General features: G+C 38.2%; 26 protein-coding genes. 17 read left to right on the forward strand and 9 right to left on the reverse strand.

Annotation, left to right across the window (positions count from 1 at the left end; all coding sequences use genetic code 11):
* Positions 1-33 precede the first annotated feature (33 nt).
* From JOC49_RS02780 to JOC49_RS02795, 4 genes are all read left to right on the forward strand, one after another.
* A complete protein-coding gene (locus tag JOC49_RS02780) occupies positions 34-1,206 on the forward strand; it encodes a YibE/F family protein (protein WP_204662006.1) in 1,173 nt (390 codons plus the stop codon).
* Positions 1,203-2,060 carry a zinc transporter ZupT gene (gene zupT, locus JOC49_RS02785; RefSeq protein ID WP_204662009.1) on the forward strand — a complete coding sequence of 286 codons (858 nt, stop codon included), beginning with the start codon at positions 1,203-1,205 and terminating at the stop codon, positions 2,058-2,060. The genes JOC49_RS02780 and zupT overlap by 4 nt, the downstream gene beginning before the upstream one ends.
* 10 nt (positions 2,061-2,070) lie before the next feature.
* Positions 2,071-2,592, forward strand: coding sequence for a hypothetical protein (locus JOC49_RS02790; RefSeq protein ID WP_204662012.1), 522 nt, complete (start codon positions 2,071-2,073; stop codon positions 2,590-2,592).
* A 121-nt stretch (positions 2,593-2,713) separates the two neighbouring features.
* Entirely contained in the window at positions 2,714-3,325 is a 612-nt protein-coding gene (locus JOC49_RS02795; RefSeq protein ID WP_204662015.1) for a superoxide dismutase, read from the forward strand.
* A 61-nt stretch (positions 3,326-3,386) separates the two neighbouring features.
* On the opposite strand, the gene JOC49_RS02800 is transcribed toward JOC49_RS02795, so the two are convergent.
* Positions 3,387-3,575: a DUF4250 domain-containing protein gene (locus tag JOC49_RS02800; protein ID WP_204662018.1), complete on the reverse strand. Its 189-nt coding sequence runs from the start codon at positions 3,573-3,575 to the stop codon at positions 3,387-3,389.
* A gap of 34 nt (positions 3,576-3,609) precedes the next feature.
* On the opposite strand from JOC49_RS02800, the gene JOC49_RS02805 reads away from it, so the two are divergent.
* Positions 3,610-4,659, forward strand: coding sequence for a DUF418 domain-containing protein (locus JOC49_RS02805; protein ID WP_204662021.1), 1,050 nt, complete (start codon positions 3,610-3,612; stop codon positions 4,657-4,659).
* Here the strand turns inward: JOC49_RS02805 and JOC49_RS02810 are convergent.
* From JOC49_RS02810 to JOC49_RS02820, 3 genes are read right to left on the reverse strand one after another with little or no spacing between them, the layout of a single operon-like run.
* Entirely contained in the window at positions 4,656-5,540 is an 885-nt protein-coding gene (locus JOC49_RS02810) for a metallophosphoesterase family protein (RefSeq protein ID WP_204662438.1), read from the reverse strand. The two genes, JOC49_RS02805 and JOC49_RS02810, sit on opposite strands and share 4 nt — an antisense overlap.
* Positions 5,541-5,563: 23 nt before the next feature.
* On the reverse strand, positions 5,564-6,448 hold the full coding sequence (locus JOC49_RS02815; RefSeq protein ID WP_204662023.1) for an ADP-ribosylglycohydrolase family protein: 885 nt from the start codon (positions 6,446-6,448) through the stop codon (positions 5,564-5,566).
* 9 nt (positions 6,449-6,457) lie between these two features.
* Entirely contained in the window at positions 6,458-6,997 is a 540-nt protein-coding gene (locus tag JOC49_RS02820) for a cob(I)yrinic acid a,c-diamide adenosyltransferase (RefSeq protein ID WP_243423561.1), read from the reverse strand.
* A 142-nt stretch (positions 6,998-7,139) separates the two neighbouring features.
* Between JOC49_RS02820 and JOC49_RS02825 the strand changes: the two genes are divergently transcribed.
* Positions 7,140-8,006: a hypothetical protein gene (locus JOC49_RS02825; RefSeq protein ID WP_204662026.1), complete on the forward strand. Its 867-nt coding sequence runs from the start codon at positions 7,140-7,142 to the stop codon at positions 8,004-8,006.
* Positions 8,007-8,051: 45 nt separating this feature from the next.
* Here the strand turns inward: JOC49_RS02825 and JOC49_RS02830 are convergent, their stop codons facing one another.
* On the reverse strand, positions 8,052-8,588 hold the full coding sequence (locus JOC49_RS02830) for a biotin transporter BioY (RefSeq protein WP_204662029.1): 537 nt from the start codon (positions 8,586-8,588) through the stop codon (positions 8,052-8,054).
* Positions 8,589-8,748: 160 nt separating this feature from the next.
* Between JOC49_RS02830 and ndk the strand changes: the two genes are divergently transcribed.
* The 6 genes from ndk to JOC49_RS02860 all read left to right on the forward strand — a co-directional run bounded on the left by ndk (position 8,749) and on the right by JOC49_RS02860 (position 14,442).
* The gene (ndk, locus tag JOC49_RS02835) at positions 8,749-9,180 is read left to right on the forward strand and encodes a nucleoside-diphosphate kinase (RefSeq protein WP_341534646.1); all 432 of its coding nucleotides are present in this window, start codon (positions 8,749-8,751) and stop codon (positions 9,178-9,180) included.
* Positions 9,177-10,646, forward strand: coding sequence for a potassium transporter TrkG (locus JOC49_RS02840; protein WP_204662032.1), 1,470 nt, complete (start codon positions 9,177-9,179; stop codon positions 10,644-10,646). The genes ndk and JOC49_RS02840 overlap by 4 nt, the downstream gene beginning before the upstream one ends.
* Positions 10,643-11,317 carry a potassium channel family protein gene (locus JOC49_RS02845; RefSeq protein WP_204662035.1) on the forward strand — a complete coding sequence of 225 codons (675 nt, stop codon included), beginning with the start codon at positions 10,643-10,645 and terminating at the stop codon, positions 11,315-11,317. Before JOC49_RS02840 ends, JOC49_RS02845 begins: the two co-directional genes overlap by 4 nt.
* A gap of 96 nt (positions 11,318-11,413) precedes the next feature.
* Positions 11,414-12,595: an aminotransferase-like domain-containing protein gene (locus tag JOC49_RS02850; protein ID WP_204662038.1), complete on the forward strand. Its 1,182-nt coding sequence runs from the start codon at positions 11,414-11,416 to the stop codon at positions 12,593-12,595.
* Between the two features lie 63 nt (positions 12,596-12,658).
* On the forward strand, positions 12,659-13,195 hold the full coding sequence (locus tag JOC49_RS02855; RefSeq protein ID WP_204662041.1) for an NUDIX hydrolase: 537 nt from the start codon (positions 12,659-12,661) through the stop codon (positions 13,193-13,195).
* A gap of 140 nt (positions 13,196-13,335) precedes the next feature.
* A complete protein-coding gene (locus JOC49_RS02860) occupies positions 13,336-14,442 on the forward strand; it encodes a sugar ABC transporter substrate-binding protein (protein WP_204662044.1) in 1,107 nt (368 codons plus the stop codon).
* Here the strand turns inward: JOC49_RS02860 and JOC49_RS02865 are convergent.
* A complete protein-coding gene (locus JOC49_RS02865) occupies positions 14,426-15,505 on the reverse strand; it encodes an NAD(P)H-dependent flavin oxidoreductase (RefSeq protein WP_204662047.1) in 1,080 nt (359 codons plus the stop codon). The two genes, JOC49_RS02860 and JOC49_RS02865, sit on opposite strands and share 17 nt — an antisense overlap.
* Positions 15,506-15,716: 211 nt before the next feature.
* On the opposite strand from JOC49_RS02865, the gene JOC49_RS02870 reads away from it, so the two are divergent.
* Entirely contained in the window at positions 15,717-16,760 is a 1,044-nt protein-coding gene (locus tag JOC49_RS02870) for a branched-chain amino acid aminotransferase (protein ID WP_279381184.1), read from the forward strand.
* Positions 16,761-16,851: 91 nt separating this feature from the next.
* On the forward strand, positions 16,852-17,373 hold the full coding sequence (locus JOC49_RS02875) for a hypothetical protein (RefSeq protein ID WP_204662053.1): 522 nt from the start codon (positions 16,852-16,854) through the stop codon (positions 17,371-17,373).
* Here JOC49_RS02875 and JOC49_RS02880 read toward each other — a convergent pair.
* Complete coding sequence (locus tag JOC49_RS02880) at positions 17,363-18,094, reverse strand: glycerophosphodiester phosphodiesterase (RefSeq protein ID WP_204662056.1); 732 nt, start codon at positions 18,092-18,094, stop codon at positions 17,363-17,365. The two genes, JOC49_RS02875 and JOC49_RS02880, sit on opposite strands and share 11 nt — an antisense overlap.
* A gap of 171 nt (positions 18,095-18,265) precedes the next feature.
* Between JOC49_RS02880 and JOC49_RS02885 the strand changes: the two genes are divergently transcribed.
* On the forward strand, positions 18,266-19,450 hold the full coding sequence (locus tag JOC49_RS02885) for a pyridoxal phosphate-dependent aminotransferase (RefSeq protein WP_204662058.1): 1,185 nt from the start codon (positions 18,266-18,268) through the stop codon (positions 19,448-19,450).
* 73 nt (positions 19,451-19,523) lie between these two features.
* Here the strand turns inward: JOC49_RS02885 and JOC49_RS02890 are convergent, their stop codons facing one another.
* On the reverse strand, positions 19,524-20,273 hold the full coding sequence (locus JOC49_RS02890; RefSeq protein ID WP_204662061.1) for an ECF transporter S component: 750 nt from the start codon (positions 20,271-20,273) through the stop codon (positions 19,524-19,526).
* Between the two features lie 104 nt (positions 20,274-20,377).
* On the opposite strand from JOC49_RS02890, the gene pdxR reads away from it, so the two are divergent.
* A complete protein-coding gene (gene pdxR / locus JOC49_RS02895) occupies positions 20,378-21,766 on the forward strand; it encodes a MocR-like pyridoxine biosynthesis transcription factor PdxR (protein WP_204662064.1) in 1,389 nt (462 codons plus the stop codon).
* A 3-nt stretch (positions 21,767-21,769) separates the two neighbouring features.
* Positions 21,770-22,510 carry an acyl-[acyl-carrier-protein] thioesterase gene (locus JOC49_RS02900; RefSeq protein ID WP_204662067.1) on the forward strand — a complete coding sequence of 247 codons (741 nt, stop codon included), beginning with the start codon at positions 21,770-21,772 and terminating at the stop codon, positions 22,508-22,510.
* Between the two features lie 3 nt (positions 22,511-22,513).
* On the opposite strand, the gene JOC49_RS02905 is transcribed toward JOC49_RS02900, so the two are convergent.
* The gene (locus tag JOC49_RS02905) at positions 22,514-23,881 is read right to left on the reverse strand and encodes an MATE family efflux transporter (protein ID WP_204662070.1); all 1,368 of its coding nucleotides are present in this window, start codon (positions 23,879-23,881) and stop codon (positions 22,514-22,516) included.
* Positions 23,882-23,891 lie beyond the last annotated feature (10 nt).

Here is a 23,891-nt window from a genome sequence, read left to right on the forward strand (position 1 = left end):
AAAGCATCCATAATAACAGCGGAGGAAGACAGAATGAATTTTAAAAGAGAATACAAGTGGGTTGTCCCTGTAACAATTATAGTATCTGTTCTATTTATTTGGCTTGGCGGTATGTGGGTAGACGCACTCAGTCCTCAAAAACAAGGCGAGACCGAAACGTTGGAGAGCCAAAGTTTAAAAGGAATTGTCACAGAAATTATTGGCGTCTATGATGCGGAAAATGAATACAGCAACACACCTTATCAAGAGATTGCATTTAGAGTAAATGTGACGGGTGGCCCATTAGAAGGGACTGAAGTAGTAGCCATTCAGACTCTAGATGTTCAAAATTTTGGGGAGGTAAAGAAGGTTGAAGTTGGAGATCGCATTACGCTTGTGAATTTTCACAACTCTGATTTCAACACGGATTGGGTGTTTGAAGAGTATGTTAGGACCAATCAACTCATTTTGCTGGGTGGTATGTTTGCTGTTCTCCTGATTGTATTTGGTAGATTAAAGGGGGTTAAAACACTTGTAACCCTTGTTTTGACGGTTTTGGCAATTTTCAATGTGTATATTCCAGGAATTTTGGCAGGCGTCAATATTTATGGGCTCACTTTTTTGCTTATGATTTATATGACACTAATGACACTGGTTGTGGTGAGTGGTGCCAATATTAAAACAACTTCTGCAATTATTGGATGTTTGGGTGGCATTTCAGTGGCTGCTATTCTTGTGCTTATCATGGGAAATACTCTGCATTTAACAGGGTTGATAGATGATGAATCCATGTATTTAATGCTTATGAATCCAGAGAATCCAATCAACTTAAAAGGCATTATTTTTGGGGCCATCTTGATTGGTGCAATGGGTGCAGTTATGGATGTTGCGATGTCTATTTCGGCATCACTATATGAGCTCCAAGATCAAGTACATGACGTAACACCTTCTAGTCTTTTTAAATCAGGTATGACGATAGGACGAGACATCATGGGTACAATGTCCAACACCTTGATTTTAGCTTATATTGGTAGTTCTCTATCCATTATTTTAATCTTGACGGTTTATAGCCCTTCACTTGAAGCGCTTGTAAATCGTGAGTTTGTTGTCGTCGAAATTTTACAGGCACTTGCAGGCAGTTTTGGGATTTTGTTTACGATTCCTTTGACAGCGCTCGCCAGCAGTATGCTTTATAAAATTCATAAAAGAGAGGTGATTCAAAAATGAATCCATCAACACAAGAAATAGTATTTGCATTTGGATTAACAATATTTGCAGGCTTATCAACTGGTATCGGAAGTGCGCTTGCGTTTTATACCAAACAAACAAATAAGAAGTTTTTATCTGCAGCCCTTGGGTTTTCAGCAGGTGTCATGATTTATGTTTCCTTGGTTGAAATTTTTGTTAAGGCAAGAGAGTCTTTGGAAGCAATTTTAGGGGCCAAACAGGGATTTCTACTTACAACAGTGTCTTTTTTTGGCGGGATTGCACTGATAGCACTTATTGATAAATTTGTTCCAAGTTATGAAAACCCACATGAAATGCATGACCTTTCAAAAATTAGTGATTTAAAGGAACTCGAAGAAAGTGAAGGCTATGGTGTGACAGCAAAAGAAAGGTCTGAAAATCATGCTCTTATGCGTATGGGCTTGTTTTCAGCACTGGCGATAGCGATTCATAACTTTCCCGAAGGGTTGGCAACTTTTGTAGGTGCACTTCAAGATCCTGCAATGGGCATTAGCATTGCTGTGGCAATTGCAATTCACAACATTCCAGAAGGAATTGCTGTTTCTGTGCCTATTTATTTTGCCACAGGAGACAAACTAAAGGCGTTTAAGCTTTCCTTCCTTTCCGGCTTGTCTGAACCCCTTGGTGCAATCGTTGGTTATTTTATTTTGATGCAGTTTTTCAATGATTTAGTCTTTGGCATCTTGTTTGCAGGTGTTGCGGGAATTATGGTGTATATTTCTTTGGATGAACTCCTACCCACTGCAGAAAAATATGGAGAGCACCACGTTGCTATTTATGGTATGATTGGCGGAATGGTTGTTATGGCTGCCAGTCTAATCCTATTTGCATAGTAGGTGTTTTATGAAACATAGAAGTACATCTATTTTGACGCAAATTGCCATGGCGGTTGCTGCAATTATTGTTGGGGGCTATGCAATCTATATTGTGAGTTCTCAGGTCCCTTTGCCAGGCGTAAAATATTCGGCAATGGCGCCTTACTTGTCTCTGGTTATGGCAATCGTGATTACTTTTTTTAGATTAAAGAATATTGTTTTAGTTGTAAATTCAGTATTTGCAATGATTATGACCCTTATTAGCCCGTATATGGGCTTGGCTATTTTTTCAACGGGACTGGCAACACAAGTGGTTTCGAATTTGATTCCAGACCGTTTTTTATTAAAAACCCAAATAGTAGCTTCGATTTATTCTGCATTTGTTGCTGGAATAGCGCTCCAAGTTTCAAAATACTTTATTGGAGGCGCATTTTATGACCAAATTACCTGGCCATATGTGTTTCTTTTAATGGGTATTGCCTTTGTCTTAGGGTTGATTGGTGGCCACTATGGTGTCTTAATTGGTAAACGGGTCCGGAAAAGCATTTAGGCATGGAATGTTACAATTGTATTACGATGCAATTGAAAATGATTATCAGTAGTTTGAATGGATATCTATTTAATAGCAAACAATCCTATTGGATGCAATATATTAGATGGAGGATTTATTTATGAAACTTGAATTACCGAAACTCAATTATGCCTATGATGCTTTGGAACCCCATATTGATGCAAAAACAATGGAAATTCACTATGAAAAACATCATGGTGGTTATGTAAACAATTTAAATGCTGCGGTTTCGAAGTATGATCATCTAAAAGATTGGTCACTTGAAAAACTGTTGAAAAATCTAGATGACCTTCCTGAAGACATTAAAACTGCCGTTAGAAACAATGGTGGTGGACACTACAATCATTCCTTATTTTGGGCATCACTAACGCCTGAAAGTGTTGAAGCAAGTGATTCTATGAAGAAACTTATAGAGGAAGCTTTTGACAGTATGGAAGGCTTTAAAGATGCTTTTAAGGAGGCCGCTTTAAAACGATTTGGAAGTGGATGGGCTTGGCTTGTACACTCAAAAGAGGATAAAAGACTAAAAATTATCAGCACACCAAATCAAGACACACCTTTAGTAGAGTCTGTTGAGCCACTACTGGGAATTGATGTATGGGAACACGCCTACTATTTAAACTATCAGAATAGACGTGCAGATTATATTGATGCATTTTTTAAATGTATCAACTGGGCGGTTGTAGAAGAAAGAGTTTTAGATTTGGAATAGAATAGGTTATTTGTATTAAGTTAAGGGGTGGCATTGCGCCACCCCTTTCTCTTTGCTATAATTATTTTTGATGAAATTGATTGACAGATGCAATGTATTCATAACCTGCATCTTGAAGTGTCATTTGGAGCAAATCGTAATCAATGTCCATGTCTTCGCATAGGATTTCAAGTGAATCGTATGCATCGCGAAGCTTCATGTTGATTATGCTCAACAAAATATTTGGATCTTTTGGGAATTCAAAAGTCATTTTGACCTCCTTTTGGATTGGAAAGCAGGGGATTATGGTGCAAAAAAATAGGATTCATGAAATAGATATCATAAGAGGTTTTGCACTATTTGGTGTGTTGTTGGTGAATCTTACAATGATTGATGCCACATTATATGGAAATAGTAGAACGCCTTTTGCAATTGAACTTTTTGCACAGGGCAAATTCTATACTATTTTTGCATTTCTATTTGGTTTGGGGTTTCATTTTTTTTCAAAAGGCAATTTTGCTTTTAAGAGAAGACTGTGGGTTCTTTTGATTTTTGGCATTCTACATCTGGTATTGGTTTGGTATGGGGATATTTTGCATTTGTATGCAATAACAGGTTTTATCTTAATTAAAAGCCATCACTATTCAGATAAAAAATTAAAGCGTCGCGTCATAGGTCTTTTTATTTTATCCCTTATGATGTATGGTTTTTTTGCTGTGGATGTCCCAGAGTCCAGTGTGTTTGTTGAACAAATCCATCAAGGGGAAGTTGTTTTATCCACGGGAACTTATGGGCAAGTAATCCTCTACAGATTGACCCATGAGATACCTATTGTTTTTGTAAATTTGTTTTTTACACTGCCAAAGATTTTATTGCTTTTTTATTTAGGTGTCTTAGTTGGAAGGCATGGTTTTTTTGAGACGATCGAAAGCCAGAGACCCCTAATTGTCAAATGGAATTATATGAGTGGCGGGTTATTCGGGATTCTAATATTCGGGATTTTTATATTTAACACAGCAAACAGACCCGTGATAGAAGCACTGCTCCAAGAACTTTCAACCTATGTAGGGAGCTTTTTTTACCTGACAACGCTTATTAGATTTTCTCAAACAAAAGGTATAAGATGGATTGAAAATGCTGGGAAAATGGCTTTGACAAACTATTTAACGCAAACTATTTTCTGGACGCTATTTTTTTATGGCTATGGTGGTGGTTGGTTTGGTGAGGTGTCACCAAAATTCTATTTTCCTGCAGCTGTAATTTTCTTTTATGGACAAGTGGTTTTCAGTACGTGGTGGATTCACAAATTTAAAACTGGTCCAATGGAAAGACTATGGCGCAGGCTATACGCTTAAAAAAACATAAAATCACTTATAGGACGCGGACCTCGAATCACGCGTCTTTTTATTTGAAGGACACCGGAGTCATTTGGAGAAATACGCCATTCAATAAGGGAAATTTTATGATTTGTAATTTCAATACCGGTAATATTTCTAGGATGTATGCAACATCCAGTATTGAAGTAAGGCAGTTCATTTTCTTTTGGATATTTAGGGCGGTGTGTGTGGCCCACAATCAACATTTTTTTATTCATTTGGATGTATTTTGAAAAATTGCGTTCAATTTTATGACGTTTATGGACATTTTTTGCAGGACTTGCAGGATTTCTGAAGCCAACGACATGAAAAAAACGCCAAAAATAGCGGCTTAAAAATTTCATCACAGGCCAAATTTGATCGTTTATAAAATCGCCTTGATGCCCATGAACAACAAAAATTTCGCCGTTTGTTTCTTGGTCTTCTAAAATAATGGCTTCGGGAACTTCTATATCTGGGAAGAGTTCATTGAAGAATGACTCATATTCATCATAAAAAGAAAAAAGCATATTTTCAATATGATGTTGCTTTGCAAAAGCGACATTATGGTTGCCATAAATCATGTGGCAACGGTTGTCTTGATAAAATGCGCGTAAGAGCATAAAGACATCGCTATGCGCGTATCGAATAACTTCGAACTTGCTGTGTTCCCAAAGTTCGTCCCCATCACCCACTTCAATATAGGTGAATCCATTTTTGAAATAATACTGAAGGGCGTGATAATACACATTTTGATTGTGGGCAAATTCGTCAGACAGACTGTTATCGCCTCTATGAACGTCACTGAAAAAAATAATTTTTGATTCCGAATCGATTGGTAAGCGACGTGCGCGGGCATAAGCGCCAGATAACCGTTGCATTGTAAACACTAAAATCACCTCAATTATATTTGTTTATGCATGGCGAAATTTTCAATAGTTGATCTGTCAATTAAGTGGTCAAGCAGATTTTGAGGAATTTGGTGAATTCCAAGTGATGCGCCGAGAACCATTCCAATTAGCATACCTCTGCCTGCTGAATCGCCCCCTGAAAGAATGTTTTCTTGCATGGCCTTTAAAAAATTATCTTTATATTTGATAATAAGATAAAGTGCCGATGGAAAGGCAAATTGACAGGAACAGCTTTGTCCTATATCTTTGATAACGTCTACAGTATCTTCGTTAAACCGGTGTTTTATCATATCCCAGTAGGGCATAATTTTGGGATGATTGATACACTCAGCTTCAAAAGACGACATTAAGGGTTTCCCAATAATGAGGTCGAGAATCCAATCCTTGATAAAAAATCCAATTTCAACAAGTCCGAGGTCGTTATGCGTCAATTGGGTTTGTTCAGATACAAACTTGTTTAGGTTTAAGTCATCCATATGATAGAAAAGTAATGGCGCCATTCTAGAAACGCCTCCAAGTTCATCTGAAGAGGACCCAAAATTGTTTAGAGGATCCAGTGCCTGAAGTGACGCCTTGGTGGCATGATCTAGATAGCCATCATATTTTGATGCAAATGTGAGCCAATGTGTTTTAAATATTTGAATATCAAAACCTTTGTTGCTGGCGATGCTTTTTAATAAAAGCAAACTTTGATCCCCATAATGGGTAAATGCCCCTTTTTTCTTGCCACTGTGAAATACACTGTGGATGGGTTCTGTGAAATCGGATAGATTATCGACTTCGATTTTGAGTTTTTCGGTGTCGTAAATCCAGTGTGATCCCAAAGCAAATGCATCGCCTATAAATGAACCGTAAAGCATTCCTTTTAAGCGTTCCATAGTGCCCCCTTACTTTTTGAAATCAACTTTGTGAAGTTCCGTTTCAGAAAATCGAGCCATGGTATAAATAGCATCAGATAAACGATTTACATATTTTATAAGCTCACTTCTAATTGGGGCTTCTTCAGCTAAGGTGAGTATGCGCCTTTCAGCACGTCTACAAACTGTGCGTGATACATGCATGGAAGCACTAAAAAGATTGCTCCCAGGAATTATAAATTGAAAAACTTCATCCCGATTCATTTGATCTAGATAATGGTCAATGATCCATTCTAGCCACTGGGTATCTGTCTCAGAAACTCTTTCTGGAAAAGCCTCAGAGTCTTGTGTGGCCAATTCACCAGCAACATTAAAAAGAGATCGCTGGATTTTAAATAAAATCTCTTTTATTTCAGAATCTTGGCAGTAATTGCGGGATAAACCTAATGAAGAGTTGAGTTCGTCTATGGTGCCATAGCTTTCAACGCGAATGGAATCTTTGGGCACGCGAGTGCCATCATATAAGCTAGTGGAACCTTTATCACCTGTTTTTGTATATATTTTCAACATAAGTACCTCCTAAACTTTCTATATATACGACATAGTTACCCGAAAATTCAGTAAAATCATCTTAAAAATGGAAAAAGAGATTATGAAAGTTATTTAATAAGTGGTATAATCAAAATATCAAACTTTTATCAGGGAGGAACTTATGATACACAAATTTGAAACGATAACAGATTATCTCGAAACCTATTTTGACCTAAATCGAATTAAAACTTTGCCCATTACAGATAAATTTAGGTTAATCAACTATATAAAACTTGTAAGTTCTGCAAGTGTTGTTGCCAAAGATTTTGACTTGAAAGCAATACAAAAGAGTGAATACTACAATATGGATTTAACCTTTCAACTCTTTATTTCGCTTTTAACGTCTGGAATGTCTGCTGATGTGCTTTCAGATATTGTAGAATTTTACTGTGCAAATTTTGAAAATAGTGATATTTACTATGCAAAGTGTATTATTCTTGGTGCTGGAACATTAATGATTCAGCATGGTGTGGATCGAGATTCAATTATTAGCTTCTTGATGATTCTTTTGGGAGATGACTTCCTTAGAAACAACTTTAGCAGGATTCTTTCCGAAATTGATCACTTGGATATCAATTCTGAAAACGAGATTTCTATTAAATACAAAGGCCGAGACTACACATATAGAGCCCTTAAATATGACCTACTGGCAATGCTAAAAGCGCGACATGAGTTTGGTATGGACCGGGTTAGAAAAATCATTAACACAGAGTATGACAATAAAGATTTGAAGTTCTATTTAACACTGTTAGATTTGGATAATCTGGAAATTTCGGACTACATCTATCACAAGTTAATGAAAGATTCGCCAAAAATGGATTGTTTTCTTATGACAGCAGTAAGAAGTATGCTTCAAGGAATGGAAATTATGGAGACCCATTACTTGTTAAATGCGCTGATCGGGAAGTACAGTGAATTCGATCAGCCTTATTCAGAAGTTCTTAAAGATATTGAAGTGCGGGAAAAAATTATTTTCAACTATGAATAAACCTAAAAAGCTGTTGCCTGTGTTAGAGTATAGGCAACAGCTTTTTTACGTATTTGTTTTGAGATGACGGGCTAAAGATTTTGTAATCCATGTCGCCATAATTATTTTGATAAAATCCAGAGGAATATAAGGAAGTGACCCCACTGTAAGGGCTTTGTCTAGCGACAAACCTGTTACAGCAGATAGTTGAAGTGTTCCCGGCAAATAGATACCAATAAGTCCAAGAGAAAAGGCAAAAATGTAGTGCTGGGTTTTAGGGGTTTTATAATGTCTCAAAACAGAACTCGACAGAAAAGTTGCAGGGATAAATCCAAGCAAATACCCACCAGTGGGACCGAGTAAAACCCCAACACCTGCAGTTCCTCCCGCAAAAACAGGAATCCCAATTCCACCAAGTAAGAGATAGACTAGAACTGTCATAGTGCTTATTTTAGGTGTTAATAAGCCAGACACAATAAAGATGCCAAGAACTTGAAATGTAATTGGAACAGGCGAGAAGGGTAAAGGAATAGGTGGTAGTAAAGACAAAATGCTAAGTAAGGCTGCAAAAAGACCAATATAAATCATATGGATGAGTTTCATAGGACCTCCTGTTTTGGTGTGAATATGACACTTAAAAGTATAAGTCCGAGCAGACTTGTTGTCAACCGTTAAAATGAGATGGTTTACAAACAAAAAATATGATTATTTGATAGACTATAGGATATATATGTTATGATAAATAATGAAGAAGGGGGCGGAAGTGTTGGAAAAAACTTTGGTTATTATAAAACCAGATGCAGTTAAACGCGGTCTTGTAGGGGCAATTTTAACGGCATATGAGTCTAAGGGACTTAAAATTATAAAGATGAAATTTGGAATTCCGCAAATGAACCTGTTAAAACGACATTACAGTGAACATGAAGGCAAGGCGTTTTATGACAAACTTTTAACGTTTATGCAATCCGGAGAAGCTGTGTTTATGGTTTTAGCAGGGGAAAAAGCCATAGAAACGGTGAGATATATTAATGGTGCAACGCATTATCTGGAAGCTGAAAATGGAAGCATTCGAGGTCAATATGCTTTTGATTTGACAGAAAATCTCGTACATGGGTCAGATGGTCCGGTAAGTGCAAAGCGAGAAATTGAAATTTGGTTTGGACCCGAGTCAAGTGGCGAAGAGGTAAATGCATGAAAACAATGATTGAGAAATGGAGTCGGAATACAGGCGTGGCATTATTGCTATTTGGTCTTTTTATGTGCTTTATGCTCCTGTATGCCATCGTAACAGAAGCACAGTCAACTGTTACCAATGGATTTTTAGGAACAATAGGATGGACGCTTGGAATTGGGCTTGTGTTTTTAAGTGTTGGCAAAAAGCAACACATGTCAGCTGTAAACCCTTTGGGGTATTTAACAGCATTGTCTGTTATAAGCGTCATGACAGTTCTAGGGGCCATTCCATTTGTACAGATAGGGGCCATGCCGTGGATTGATGCATTGTTGGAATCAGCAAGTGGCTTAACAACTACTGGCCTAAGCACGTGGTATAACTTTGAACTATATCCAAATGCGCTGGAATTTTGGCGCAATCAACTTCAGATTATTGGTGCCATATTTGTCTTGGTGTATTTTATTCGGGTTATTTACATTAATGAGGATCGTTTTTGGAAAGGTGAAATTGGACTTTGGAACAAGTTGAGACTTCCGAAACATTTGCCAAATGTCTATAAAGTGATCCTTGGATTTGCAGCTATTTTGATAGGACTTATAGGGATTCAAACGGGTGTTTTAATCCTTTCTGGCGCATCCCTATTACAAGCATTTATGCATAGTGTTAGCACAATTTCAGGTGGCGGTTTCTACAGCTCAGGGACCCATTGGGCAAGTTTAAATGGGGTCAGTGAAAATTGGGTTATGTATACGACCTTGGTTTTTATGGGACTTTCAGGTGTAAGTTATATTGTTTACACAAAATACCTAATGAGAGATTTTAGTCGATCTTCCGGAACAACTTCGTTGGGGTATTACCTAAAATGGATTTTAGCAGGTGCAGTTTTGCTGTTTGTATTGGACCCTCTCAAAATGGGAACTGGTTTTTTCAAGCATTTGTTCCATGCTGTTTCAGTGGTTTCTGGAAGTGGGTTTGGACTAAGGGACATGAATTTAGAGTATTTTACACCTGCGATGTTAATGGTGTTAACACTTATGGGCCTCGTGGGTGGTGCCATAGGGGGGCTAAGTGGTGGTATTAAGATAGACCGTTTGGTTCTAGTCGTAAAGAATATCGGTGTTGAGATCAAGAAAATAGTGAGTCCAAAGCAAATGGTTTTGGTGGTTCGTTATGGGAGACGTGCTCTAAATGACGCCTTTATAAACAGAATTATGACCCTCGTGATGCTTTGGATTATAACAGGTCTAATTGGCATAAGTTTGCTTGTGGTGACAACATCTCTAGATATTGGTCAAATAGGTGTGCTAGCCATTGGTGCTTTGGGTAACAGTGGTATAACAACTTTAAGTCCGCTAGAAATACAGGAAATTAGCGGGGGCGGAAAAATAGTTTTGCTTGGCCTTATGATTTTGGGCCGAATTGAAATCGTGCCACTTTTACTCTTGCTAAGTGGACAGACCTATAAAATAAATGGAGGTAGATTATGAAAGTGGTAATTGCAGGCGGACAAATTATTGGCAGGTATATGGTGGCTGAGTTGTCACATAAATACGACGTTACAGTTGTGGATACAGACCGGAAAAACTGTGAAGAGATCGTGACTAAGTATTCAGCCAATGCCATTCATGGAGATCCAAAAGATATTAGAAACCTAAAAGCAGCCGGAATTGAAAGTGCTGATTATCTGGTTGCTGTTGCAGATTTTGACTCTGATAATTTGGCAATTGCACTTATGGGTAGAGGCTTCAATGTACCCAATATATTTGTAAGAATGAATGATCCTGAGTATCAAACCGCCTTTGAACTTGCAGGTGCAACCAATATAGCATCAAGTGTTAGCATGATGGTCAATAAATTTATTTTGGATATTGAACGCCCAGAAATTAGGCGCGTTGCATCATTTGGTGATGGGAAGGCTGAAATTTCAATTATCGAATTGCCAAAAGACAGCATTCATACAGGCAAAAGCATTGCCACTATCGGAAAAGATATCCGTTTCCCGGAAGATTGTATTATTGCTGGAATATATGATCCTGAAAATGAAGTGCTTACAGTACCAAGAGGCCATCAAAAAATCGAAGCCAATAACAGTTTGTTTTTGGTGGGATCAAGTGCTTCAGTAGAACGCGCCTATCAGTTTTTCTCGCAAAAAAGATGAATACAGTATACATTGATTAACAGGATTGAACAAGCCTTTGGAACATGGTACGGTATTGATGGAAAATCATACAATTAACGAAACAGGGGGCGAATCATGGAGCATCTTTTTTCAGACCGAGTCAAAAAATTAAAGGCATCCGAAATTAGAGAAATATTGAAATTAACACAACGTCCGGAAATAATATCCTTTGCAGGTGGATTGCCTGCACCTGAAATGTTTCCAGTTGAAGCTTACAAGGCGATGTCTATTAAAGTTATGGACGAAATGGGACGTGAAGCAATGCAGTACAGCACAACTGAAGGATACGATCCTCTAAGAGAAAAAATAGCCAAACGTATGCAAGCGTCAGGTGTTCGTGTATCAAAAGAAGACCTGCTAATTACAAATGGCTCTCAACAAGGTTTGGATTTTACAGGTAAAATTTTTATTAATCCAGGGGATTATGTTTTGTGCGAAAGTCCGAGTTATCTAGGTGCTATCAATGCTTTTAGGGCTTACGAGTGTGAATTTAAAGAAGTTGAAACAGATTCTGAAGGCATGGTGATGGACGCGCTTAAGGAAGCAATTGATCAACATCCAAAAGCCAAATACATTTATGTGATTCCTGACTTTCAAAACCCATCTGGGAGAACCTGGTCAGAGTCTAGAAGAAAAGAATTGGTTGAACTTGCAAACCAATACAATCTCATCATTATTGAAGATAACCCATATGGAGAGCTACGATATGAGGGCGAGGCGATTCCACCGGTAAAAGCATTTGACACTGAAGGTCGAGTTGTTTATCTGGGAACTTTTTCGAAAACTTTTTCACCTGGCTTACGTATTGGCTGGGTGTGTGCATCGCCGCTGCTTCTAAATAAATATATTACGGTAAAGCAGGGCGCAGATTTACAGGCGAGCTCTATGAGTCAAAGAGTTTTGAATGCTTTTTTAGAGAATTATGATTTTGATGCACATATCCGTGCTATAATTAATGTGTATCATAAACGAAGAGATTTGATGTTCTCAGAGATGAAGAAACATTTTCCCCAAAATGCAAAATATGAAATTTCGAAAGGCGGGTTATTCGCCTGGGTGGAGTTGCCTGAACATGTGGACGCACGAGAATTGATGAAATTGGCAGTGTCGAATAAAGTGGCTTTTGTACCAGGAGGCTCTTTTTTCCCAAATGGTGGCAAAGAAAATTACATGCGGCTTAATTTCTCAAATATGCCTGAACCTAAAATTGTGGAAGGTATTGAAAGATTAGGTAAAATTTTGAGCAAGGAAATTTGATTCAACACGAGGACCCGATTTTGTAGATGATGCAAAGTCGGGTTTATTTAATGGAGGCTTATTATGAAACCAGAATTTGTAACAGCACTAAAAGCATATCGCACATATGATGCACTTGAAGGTCGTTTTAAAAAAACCATTCTCCAACTTTCCAAGATTAAAATTCCAAATGGTCATTTGACTGGCTCTGCTTGGATATTAAACCCTGAAGGCACACATGTCCTTTTGATGCACCATGTGAAATTGGATAAGTGGCTTCAACCAGGGGGACATGTAGAATCAGAAGAGACACCTCTTGAGTGTGCCCTTAGAGAAGCGAAGGAAGAAACGGGACTAGAATCAATCGAAATTGCATCCGAGGCTATTTTTGATGTGGATATTCATGAAATACCAGAGGAAGTAGAAGGCCGAATGCACTTCCACTATGATATTCGGTACCGGTTTACAGCGGATATGGATGCGAAATTGATTGGCAATTCGGAGTCAGATGCCCTTCAATGGTTTGCAATTGAGGATATTTTTAAGACGCGAAAAGAGGCACATATTGCCCGTATGATTCAAAAAACTAGAAAGATGGATTTTTCAAATTCTAAACAGTAGATGATTAAACTGTACTTTGGAAGAAGCTGCGATAAAATTGACAAATATGGATTAAGTTATTATTAATTCTGGTTTTTATGTTCATTTTATATAGACTAAAACTTAAATTGAGTTGTTAAATCTGAAAGGGGATTATATTTATGAACAAGAAATGGAGTGCACTCTTAATGACAATGGTTATGATTCTTGTGGCTTTTGTAGGCTGTTCATCTGAAAATGGTGACAGTGCAGGTCCTGAAATTGGTATTGTACTTCCAACACGGGATGAGCCAAGATGGGTTCAAGATGAGACTCGATTTAAAGAAGCTCTTGAAGGAACAGATTATTCAGTAGAAATCTTATTCAGTCAAGGTTCATCGGCAACAGAACTTCAAAATGTAGAGTCACTTCTTACAAAAGGAATCGAAGTTTTAATTATTTGTCCACATGATGGTGATGCAGCAGCTGCAGCAGCTGAAGCCGCTAAAAAAGAAGGTGTTACAGTAATTTCTTATGACAGATTAATTACTGGAACAGATGCAGTTGACTATTACGTAACATTTGACTCAGTTGCTGTTGGTGAAGCACAAGGTCAATATCTTGTAGATCAAGCTTCAGGAACAGAGAATCCACTTTATCTTTATGCAGGTGCTGCTTCTGATAACAATGCTTTCTTATTCTTTGAAGGTGCTTGGAATGTGCTTCAACCTAAAATTGCAGACGGCACGTTTGTAATTAAGAATTCAGAAGAAGCCATTGCACTTCAAGAAAAAGCTGTACTGACACGTGAAGAAATGGGTAAAATTCTAAATCAAGTTACAACAAACTGGGATTTCAATGAAGCGAAGAATAAAGCAGAGTCTCATTTGACAGCAGTAGGTGCTGCAGACAAGGGCGATGTATTTATTTTGGCACCAAATGATGGAACAGCCCGTTCAATTGCAGATACATTTGCTTCTGATAGCGATGTAAGCAGTTATGTCATTACAGGACAAGATGCAGAAAAAGCTTCTATTCAATACATCATCGATGGCATTCAATCAATGACAGTATTTAAAGATGTCCGCTCTTTAGTTACAGATTCAATTGGAATGGCACTTGCCGTGTTGGATGGACAATCTCCATCAACAACAGGTTCTTATAACAATGGTGTGAAAGATGTTGCTGCAAAGCAAACTGAAGTAATCGTTGTAAATCAAGGGAACGTAAAGTCAGCTTTGATTGATTCAGGTTACTATGAGGCTTCCGAATTTACGGGACTTGAGTAGTTTCAAAGTCAGCCCACAGGTCATTGAAAATTTCTTGTACTGTGGTAATCCGATCTACTTTATAAACGTTGGCCCCTGCAAAAAACAAGCCATTTTCATAATCACCATTGACTGCAGCAATGAGCGCATCAGAGATACAAAAGGGTGTCGTGGCAGAGTCACATGTTTGGAGACAGCCGAGACATTTTTGAGGCTTAATTCTGGCTTCTGCGTTCAATCTGCTCAGTAAAGGCGTTTGTAAGGCTCGCCCTGGTAAACCTACAGGACTTTGAATGATTTTGACATCGGATTTTGATGCATTCAAATATATCTTTTTAAACCCAAGATGGGCATCGCATTCCTCTGAGGCAACAAAGCGTGTGGCCATCTGAACACCATCGGCCCCATATGAGAAGACTGTTTTTATATCCCTTGCGTCATATATCCCACCTGCAAAGATAACGGGTATTTTCTTATTGTACTTTTCTTCATAGGGTAGAAGAATTGTTTTAATGGTCTGAATGGTTTCTTTAGCGTCAAACGCATTATTTTCAAGATCTTTGTATTTGAATCCAAGATGACCGCCTGCTTCAATGCCTTCGATAACTATGGCATCAGGTGTGGTTTGGTGGTTACGATCCCAGAACCGTATGATGAGTGAAGCCGCTTTTACGGATGAAACGATTGGAACCAGTTTGGTATAAGAATTTTTCACGAGTCCAGGGAGTTCTGTTGGGAGCCCTGCACCTGAAATAATAAAATCTATCCCTTCTGCAACTGCTGTTTTAACATGTTCTGCATAATGACTCATGGCAACCATGAAATTAATGCCAATTAAGCCATCTTTAGTGATCGCCTTTGCTTTTTGGATTTCTTTTTTTAGCGCTCTTAAGTTTGCTTCAAGTGGTGCTGTTTTAAAATCAGGTTCTAAGAATCCAAGATTGACACCGGAGATCACACCAAGGCCACCACAATTTGTTACGGCTGATGCAAGTGATGATCGACTGACACCAACGCCCATGGCGCCTAGAAAGAGTGGTTTTTTAAAAGTAACATCTCCTATTTTAAGTTCTGGCAGTTTCATTTTGCCTCCTCTTGTATAAAATTCATTCATTTTCTATGATATAGGGTGTTTTTTGCGATATCAAGAGTTGTTCTAGAGATGCTATAAATCGTTTATAAAGGTTTAATAATTTCACAAAATCAATCTTAAAAGCGCAGAACAGATGGTGACAAAAGTATCATGTATGATATATAATACATTTGGGTAACCTTTTTCCAAGATCAGTTTAAAAATGAAAGGAGCTTGGAAGATGAGTAAAAATGTTTCAATCGATTGGAGCAAATTGGGATTTAGCTACACAAAAACAGACCTCAGGTATATTTCCATGTGGAAAGATGGAAAATGGGATGCGGGTAAGCTTGTGGAAGACAACATGATTTCCATTAGTGAGTCCTCTACTGCACTACATTATGGTCAGCAGTGTTTCGAAGGCTTAAAGGCTTATAGAACGCCAAACGGAGAAATACAGCTATTTAGACCAGATGAAAATGCCAAAAGAATGCAACGCAGTTGCAGACGTGTTCTCATGCCAGAAATACCTGTGGACAAATTTATTGATGCCTGCATGCAGGTTGTGAAAGCCAATGAACATTTTGTTCCACCATATGGATCTGGAGCGACATTGTATTTGCGCCCATACGTTATAGGCGTTGGTCATAACATTGGTGTCAAACCAGCTCCTGAGTATTTGTTCGGCGTATTCTGTGTGCCTGTAGGGCCTTATTTTAAGGGTGGAATGGCACCAGTAAACTTCACGATTGCCGATATGGATCGTGCAGCACCTCATGGTACTGGTGCGGCAAAAGTGGGTGGCAATTATGCAGGTAGCCTTCTGCCTCATGAAGAAGCGGTTAAACGAGGCTTTGCAGATTGTATTTACCTTGATCCAGCAACACACACTAAAATTGAAGAGGTTGGTGCAGCGAATTTCTTTGGGATAACCAAAGACAATAAGTTTGTAACACCGGCATCGCCATCAATTTTGCCAAGTATTACCAAGTACTCTTTGATGGTTTTAGCTGAAAAATATTTAGGAATGACTGTTGAAGAACGTGATTGTTTGGTTGAAAAACTTGATGAGTTTGTGGAGACCGGCGCATGTGGTACTGCTGCGGTGATTACACCAATCGGCGGAATTGAGGTTGATGGAAAGCTTCATGTCTTCCATAGTGAAACTGAAGTTGGTCCTGTAACTAAAAAATTGTATGATACACTTGTGGGCATTCAATTTGGGGAAATTGAAGGTCCTGAAGGGTGGATCTACAAAGTGAAGTAAGATTAGAACGCCAGTGCGGATATAAACCAGCACCGGCGTTCTTTGTTTTTTTAAAACAACTTTGGGTATAAAATTCCTAGGAGTGATGTCTATGATGCGTATAAATCCTAATACGATTCAAGGCACATATGGGTTGCCAATAAATAAATCTCAAAATTCTGCCAAAAATAGCGATACTCAAGCAAATCCAGTGGCCAAGGATTATGTAATGCCTCAGGATAATCGATTGGATTTTTTAAAAGATCGGTATGGTGAAAAAGCATTAAAGCAGATGGGGCTGATTGAATGTGCCACATGTGCTTCGAGAACTTACGTTGATGGCTCCAATGACCCCGGGGTTTCCTTTAAGTCGCCTGCACATATATCTCCGGAAGCTTCGTTCGCAATGGTGTCATCTCATGAGCAGGAACACGTGACCAATGAACGTGCAAGGGCCCAGTCTGAGAATAGGGAAGTTATATCTCAAAGTGTTCAGATTTTTAGCAGTGTTTGTCCAGAGTGTGGCAAACACTATGCCTCGGGTGGTGTTACCCGAACCACTACGGGGGCTAAAGCCACCAGCGCATATAGCAGTCAAGTTGATAAGGGTGACTTGATGGATGCTAAAGTTTAGATTTTAAAGCAATCAGTTTATCTGGATAATCTGTGATAATACCGTCAACACCAGCAAGTATTAATTTTTTTGCTGTATCTGTTGAATTAACAGTATATGTGTTTATTTTTGTGTCATGAGCTTTCAACTTGGAAAGCTCTTTTTCATTTAAAGTCATAAAGTGTGGATGATAAAAATCACCATGAAGTGTGTTGACATATTTCCATGGATCAATGAGGGCGGCAGTAGATAAAACGCCTATTTGTGCTTCAGGATGAGCTGATTTTAGTGTTTTAAGGGCATAATGGTCAAATGAAGAAAAAATAAGTTGTTGATTGGGAAGATAAGTCAAACAGAGGGCATAAGTCTTTTCTTCAATTCCCGGGTAGTGTACGCTACCTGCTTTAAATTCCACATTTAGCATAATTTTTTTGCCACTTGCTTTCTCAAAAACCTGGATTAGACTTAAAACTTCTTGTAGTGTTGGAATAGAAGCCGTGCGGTTTTTGGCATGAACTTTAAGAGTTTTGATTTCTGCAAGTGTCTTTTGAAAGATAAATCCCTTTTCCCCTGTAAGGCGATGAAGTTCAAAATCATGAAAGACAACAAGTTCACCATCTTGTGTAAAATGAACATCTAGTTCCAACCCATCAACACCCATTTCAAGTGCTTTTTCAAATGATATTAGCGTATTTTCCGGATAATACCCTGAAGCGCCCCGGTGTCCAAATATTTGAGTCATGATAAACCTCCTATAATGATGCTTTATATTTAAATTAATCATTCTATAAAACTAAGGAAAGTCCTTTAATATAGATTTGTTAATTTTTTTTAATTCTTCTAAAAAAAATGCACACCTTCTTTTTCGTGCTATAATGTAAGTGAAGAAAATAACAGAATCAGGAGGCGTCATATGATTTCAAAAGAAATACAAGAAAATCTTAAAAATTCATCCTGGATCCGCAAAATGTTTGTAGAAGGTGCTAAAATGCGCGAGATGTTTGGCGATGAAAATGTATTTGACTACAGTTTGGGAAATCCATATTTTGAACCCCCAAAATCTGTAATTGAGAAACTTAAAGCAGTGGTTAATGCGGACGAACCTGGTGCACACCGCTATATGGATAATGCTGGATTTGTAGAAGTACGACAAAAAGTAGCAGATTCCATTAACAAAGACATCAAGGTGCCACTCACCCACAAACATGTTATGATGACAGTAGGCGCAGCAGGTGGTATCAATGCCGCGCTTAGGACCATATTGGATTCAGGTCAAGAAGTCATCATTATCGCGCCATATTTTGCTGAGTATATATTTTATATTAAAAATCATAATGGTGTGCCAGTTATTGTAAAATCAAATCCAGATACTTTTGAACCCAATTTAGAAACATTAGCAGCCAGTATTACTGAAAAGACACGTGCAATCATTATAAATTCACCCAACAATCCAACTGGTGTTATTTATTCTGAAGCCCTCTTAAAAAGTATGGCAGAGGTGGTGGCTCAAAAGGAAAAAGAATTTGGACATGCCATTTATGTCATATCGGATGAACCCTATAAGGCTTTGGTTTATGAAGGTCATAAAGTGCCTAACATTCATAATATTTTTAAAAATTCTATGATTGTAAATTCGTATTCAAAGTCACTTGGACTTGCGGGCGAAAGAATTGGATACATTGCAGTTAATAGTAAAATCGAAAATGCGGAACTTTTGATGAATGGGTTGGCATTTGCAAATAGAACACTTGGTTTTGTCAATGCACCTGCTCTCTGGCAAAAGGTTACGGCGGACAGTATAGATGAAACTGTTGATATTATGGAATATCAGAAGCGACGCGATCTGCTAATTGGGCATATGGAAAAGATCGGGTTTGAAATGGTAAAACCAAACGGTGCATTTTACTTGTTCCCAAAGGCCATGATAGAAGATGATGTTGCATTTGTTATGGAAGCAAAAAAATACAATTTGTTATTGGTACCTGGTAGCGGGTTTGGATATCCTGGGTATTTTAGGATGTCTTATTGTGTTGATATGGATATGATAGAGAGATCTCTTCCTGCTTTGACGCAACTTGCAGAGGCATTTAAAAAATAAACAAATCCCTGAATTCACATATTATATGTGCGTTCAGGGATTTTTTGAATGATAAGATAAAACCTAAATTTTGTTAAAATTTTGAGTGGATTGTTGCGTAAGATATATGTGCCTTTTCTAGGCCAGAATGAATTAGAAAAGCCAGAATTGCGCCGACACCAAATTGAACAATGTTCCATGGAATGCTAAAAATTGGCACCATAAAGTTTCCGTAAATTATCCCTGCAGCAACATAATACCCTAGTACCATCCAAATACCAGCAACAATCATGCCAACAAGTTGATTAAAGGAAACACCATATTTGTCTTTGAGCTTAAATAGAATCAGCGACAAGAGCGGAAGACCAATGGCAACAGAAAGAAGTTGCCAGTTTAGACTGCCAATTAGCTTAAGCGCGACTTCCACTGTAGAAGCTTCTTCAACTTGTGATACAATTGCATCAATGCTTGTCTGACGAATTGTGTAGATAAAACCAAGAACAGAAGCAATCCAGATCCCAATTGTGCCCCAAAGTACGTGTTTCTGATTTCGGAAATCACTGGAAAAATAGCCAATTATGAATCCCATTGCACTTTTGATGATTAGGGTTGGTAGAATCCAGTGGGCGTAACCACCAAGAAAATCTGCCAGTGCAGAGCCAACGCCTGCTGCAATTGCACCGTAAAAAGGGCCAAGTAAAATTCCAGATAAAAATATCGTTGTATCACCTGCATGTATGTAGCCGTTGGTGAAGGGAATTGGAATTTTAATTATGGAAGTGGTTAAGAAGACAAATGCTGTCATTAACGCGGTGTAAGTTAGAACTTTTAAATTATTTTTCATCTTAGACATCCTTTCATCTTGTTTTCAAATTCAGTATAAGGTACAATTGACATTGTTTATAGGTGCAATTGTATGTTAGTTAGTAGGGTCAGAAAGGATTATAAATGATTGGTTACTTGATGTCTTTTGATGAACTTTCATCAAAACCTAAGTATATGCAACTTTATGAACGGGTGAAGAAAGATATCCTAGAAGGTACTTTTTCAAAGGGAGATAAGTTGCCATCTGTACGGACAGTGTGTAAATCTCTAGGGATTAGCAAAGCAACTGTTGAGAATGCTTACAATCAACTTATGCTGGAAGGGTTTGTGGAAAGTAGGCCCAAAAGCGGCTATTTCATTGTGGATTTCAACATTGAAGGGTTTATGCACATTGCTGAAGAAGGACATACAATTCCCCCCCCTAAAGCAGTTGAAGTTTGTGGTGGGCAAGAGTGTGTGGAAGAGGGTGTTTTTAATTTTGCTGAATGGAAACGGGCAGTCAATCATGTGCTGGAATACCAGACAGGCAATTTGCTTAGCGCTGGTGATGTACAGGGTGAATATGTGCTTCGTTATGAGATTGCAAAATTCATGCTTCAGTCTCGTGGTGTCAGATGTCAGCCTGATCAAATCATTGTAGGTGCAGGGATTCAGGTTTTATTAAGTCTTTTAGCAGCTTCACTAAGGACACGCACTAAGCGTATCGGGTTTGAGTACCCAGGTTTTTCAAAAGGCATGTATATCTTCGAAGATCACGGGTATGAGACTGTTAAAATTCCAGTTGAAACAGATGGTCTTGACGTTACTGCTCTTGAATCAAGTGATGTGAAGTTGGTGTATGTATCGCCATCTCATCAGTATCCCACTGGAAGTGTTATGCCTATAAAAAAGCGCATGCAACTTTTGGAATGGGCAAGTAGAAAGGATGCTTATATCATTGAAGATGATTACGACAGCATCTTGAGATATGAAGGATTCCCGGTTCCAGCACTTCAAGGGATTAGCAATGGTGAAAGTGTCGTTTATGCAGGTTCTTTTTCGAAACTTTTGATTCCGGCCTTAAGAATTAGTTTCCTAATTTTGCCTGAAAAACTGATGCCTAATTTTCAACAGATTAAAACACGTTATTCACAGTCAGTTTCAAAAATTGAACAGTTAGCCCTTGCTGAATTTATGTCAGAAGGTGCTTTTGAAAGGCATTTAAGACGCATCAAAAAAATATATGGTCGCAAAAATCAACTGCTAGTGGAAGCTTTTGAAAAGGCATCACCACCGCATTTTAAGTTGGTAGGCAAAGAATCTGGAATTCATGTTGTTTTGGCTTTTGATCCAGATGTAGACCTTCAAAAGGTTGTTGAAAACGCCCGTAAAGAAGAAATTTTATTAGAGGGTGTTGAGGAGTTTAAGGACAATCGAATTCTTGTTTTTTCATATAGTGGCGTCTCGGATGAAGCAATAGAATCTGTCGTATTAAAAATCGTAGAGTTGACAAAGGATGCGTTAAAGGAGTGACTTATGGGACATAAATATAGTGAACATTACACCATGCGAACTTATGATTACAATCAAGAAGGTGAGATTAGATTAACAAGTGTTATGAATGCACTACAAGATATATCGACGCGGCATTTCAATTCAGTTATCAGGCCTTCTGATGTAAGAAATACAGGCTTGTGGGTGATTGTGGAATGGCAAGTTTCTTTTGAAAATTCACTTAAAGCAGTTGAGGCAATTGAGGTTGTTACAGAGCCTATTTATTTTAGAAAATTCATCGCCTATCGGACCTATGAATTCTTTTCTGAAAAAAGCATTTTACTTGGACGTGCAGTGAGCAAATGGGCTTATCTAGATATTGAAAACAGACGGAGTAAGACAATTCCGGAGTCGTTTTCAAAATTATTTGGTGTTGAAAATTCTACAATAAAACCCAAAAGAGAGCCCATTTCAACAACAGGCTTAACGGAAGTGTTTTCGCAATCATTTACAAGTTATGACTCTGACGTGGACATAAACAGGCATGTGAACAATGTCGTTTATGTGCGGTGGGCAGTAGATGCTTATAAAAAAGCGTCTCTCAAGGCTCAAGGCTTGGAGACGCTAAAGGAAGTAACAGTTGTGTATAGAAAAGAAGTTATGGCACATGAAACAGTAGTGGCAACGGTCTTTAAAGACCCTAGCCAAGATCATATGGTCACTACCATAAAAAATGAATTAGGCGAAATTTGTGTTGAATTGGCGTTTAAAGCCAAGGCATGAAGGCTAATGGGCTGAAACTATGTTTTTGGCCCATTTTTTTGAGACCACACGTGGGATGCCCAAAATCAATTTTGCAATTTCTTCAAGAGAAACCAGTGCAACAACCCAGTAAACTGGGAGGTTCCAAACAAAAGCGCCAATAAAGGCAAGAGGCACACCAATCAGCCAGACGCAACCGATTTCAAGAACCATTGAAAAGAAGGTATCTCCGCCACTTCTTAAGGTTCCTATGACTAAAATTGTATTGTAGAATTTAAACGGCATGAAGAGTGCCATAATCCGCATGGTGTACATGGTAATTTCGTAAGCTTCTGGTGTGAGGTTATAAAGCCTATAGACAATGGGTGGCGATAAGAGAAAGATCAAAAGTCCTACAACTGCACCGCCAAGTAAACTTAGTGTCATAAACTTTGAGTTGTAATCAATAGCGGTCTCAATTTCATCAGCGCCCAAAGTATTGCCCAGCATAACTGCCGCAGCATTCCCGAGACCGAAACTTATAACCATAAACAGAGAGTTTACAGTATTTGAAATCATAACAGAAGCAGCTGCATTTGTGCCAATACGCGCATAGACCAAAGCATAAGTTGTCATGCCAAGTGCCCAAAAGGTTTCATTGAATATGACTGGAAGAGCCTTTCTCCCGATTTTTATGATTTCGTCCTTTGTGATTGCTTTAATGTCACTTAATTTTACGGCAATTTCAGGTGTGTTTCGGTAAACGTGTACAACAATAATAATCAATTCAATGGTACGTGCAATGAGTGTTGCAATAGCGGCACCAACCACGCCTAAAGCTGGAAAGCCAATGTAGCCAAATATCAAAATATAATTTAGCACAGTATTCACTAAAAGTGAGATAATGCTTGCAATCATAGGTAATTTTGGTTTGCCAATACTTCTGGATGAAAACCCAAATGAAAAGGACAGTGCTGTAAACAAGTAACTGAGACTGACGATTTTTAGGTAACTGCTCCCTAATGTCACAACTTCAAAATCTTTTGACAGAAACCCTAGAATTAATTTTGGGAAGAAAAAAGAGGCTGCAAAAAATAGAGTTGCAATGACCAGTCCAAAAGACAAGCCTATACCGACACCTTTTTTGATGTTTTCTATGTCTTTTTTTCCCCAATATTGAGCGATGAAAATGCTGGCACCGCTGTTTGCCCCAAAAAGAATCAGATTTAACAAAAAATAGACTTGATTTGCAAGACCCACTGCGGCGATGTGCGTTTCGCCCAATTGACCAATCATAACATTATCCACGAGATTCAAAGATGAAGAAATTAAGTTTTGAAAGGCAATAGGGAGCATAATTGTAAACAACAATTTATAGAAAGTTTTGTTCTTTTTATAACTTAAGGAAACCATAAAACCTCCA

The sequence above is a fragment of the Fusibacter tunisiensis genome (assembly GCF_016908355.1).
Lineage (GTDB): Bacteria > Bacillota > Clostridia > Peptostreptococcales > Acidaminobacteraceae > Fusibacter_D > Fusibacter_D tunisiensis.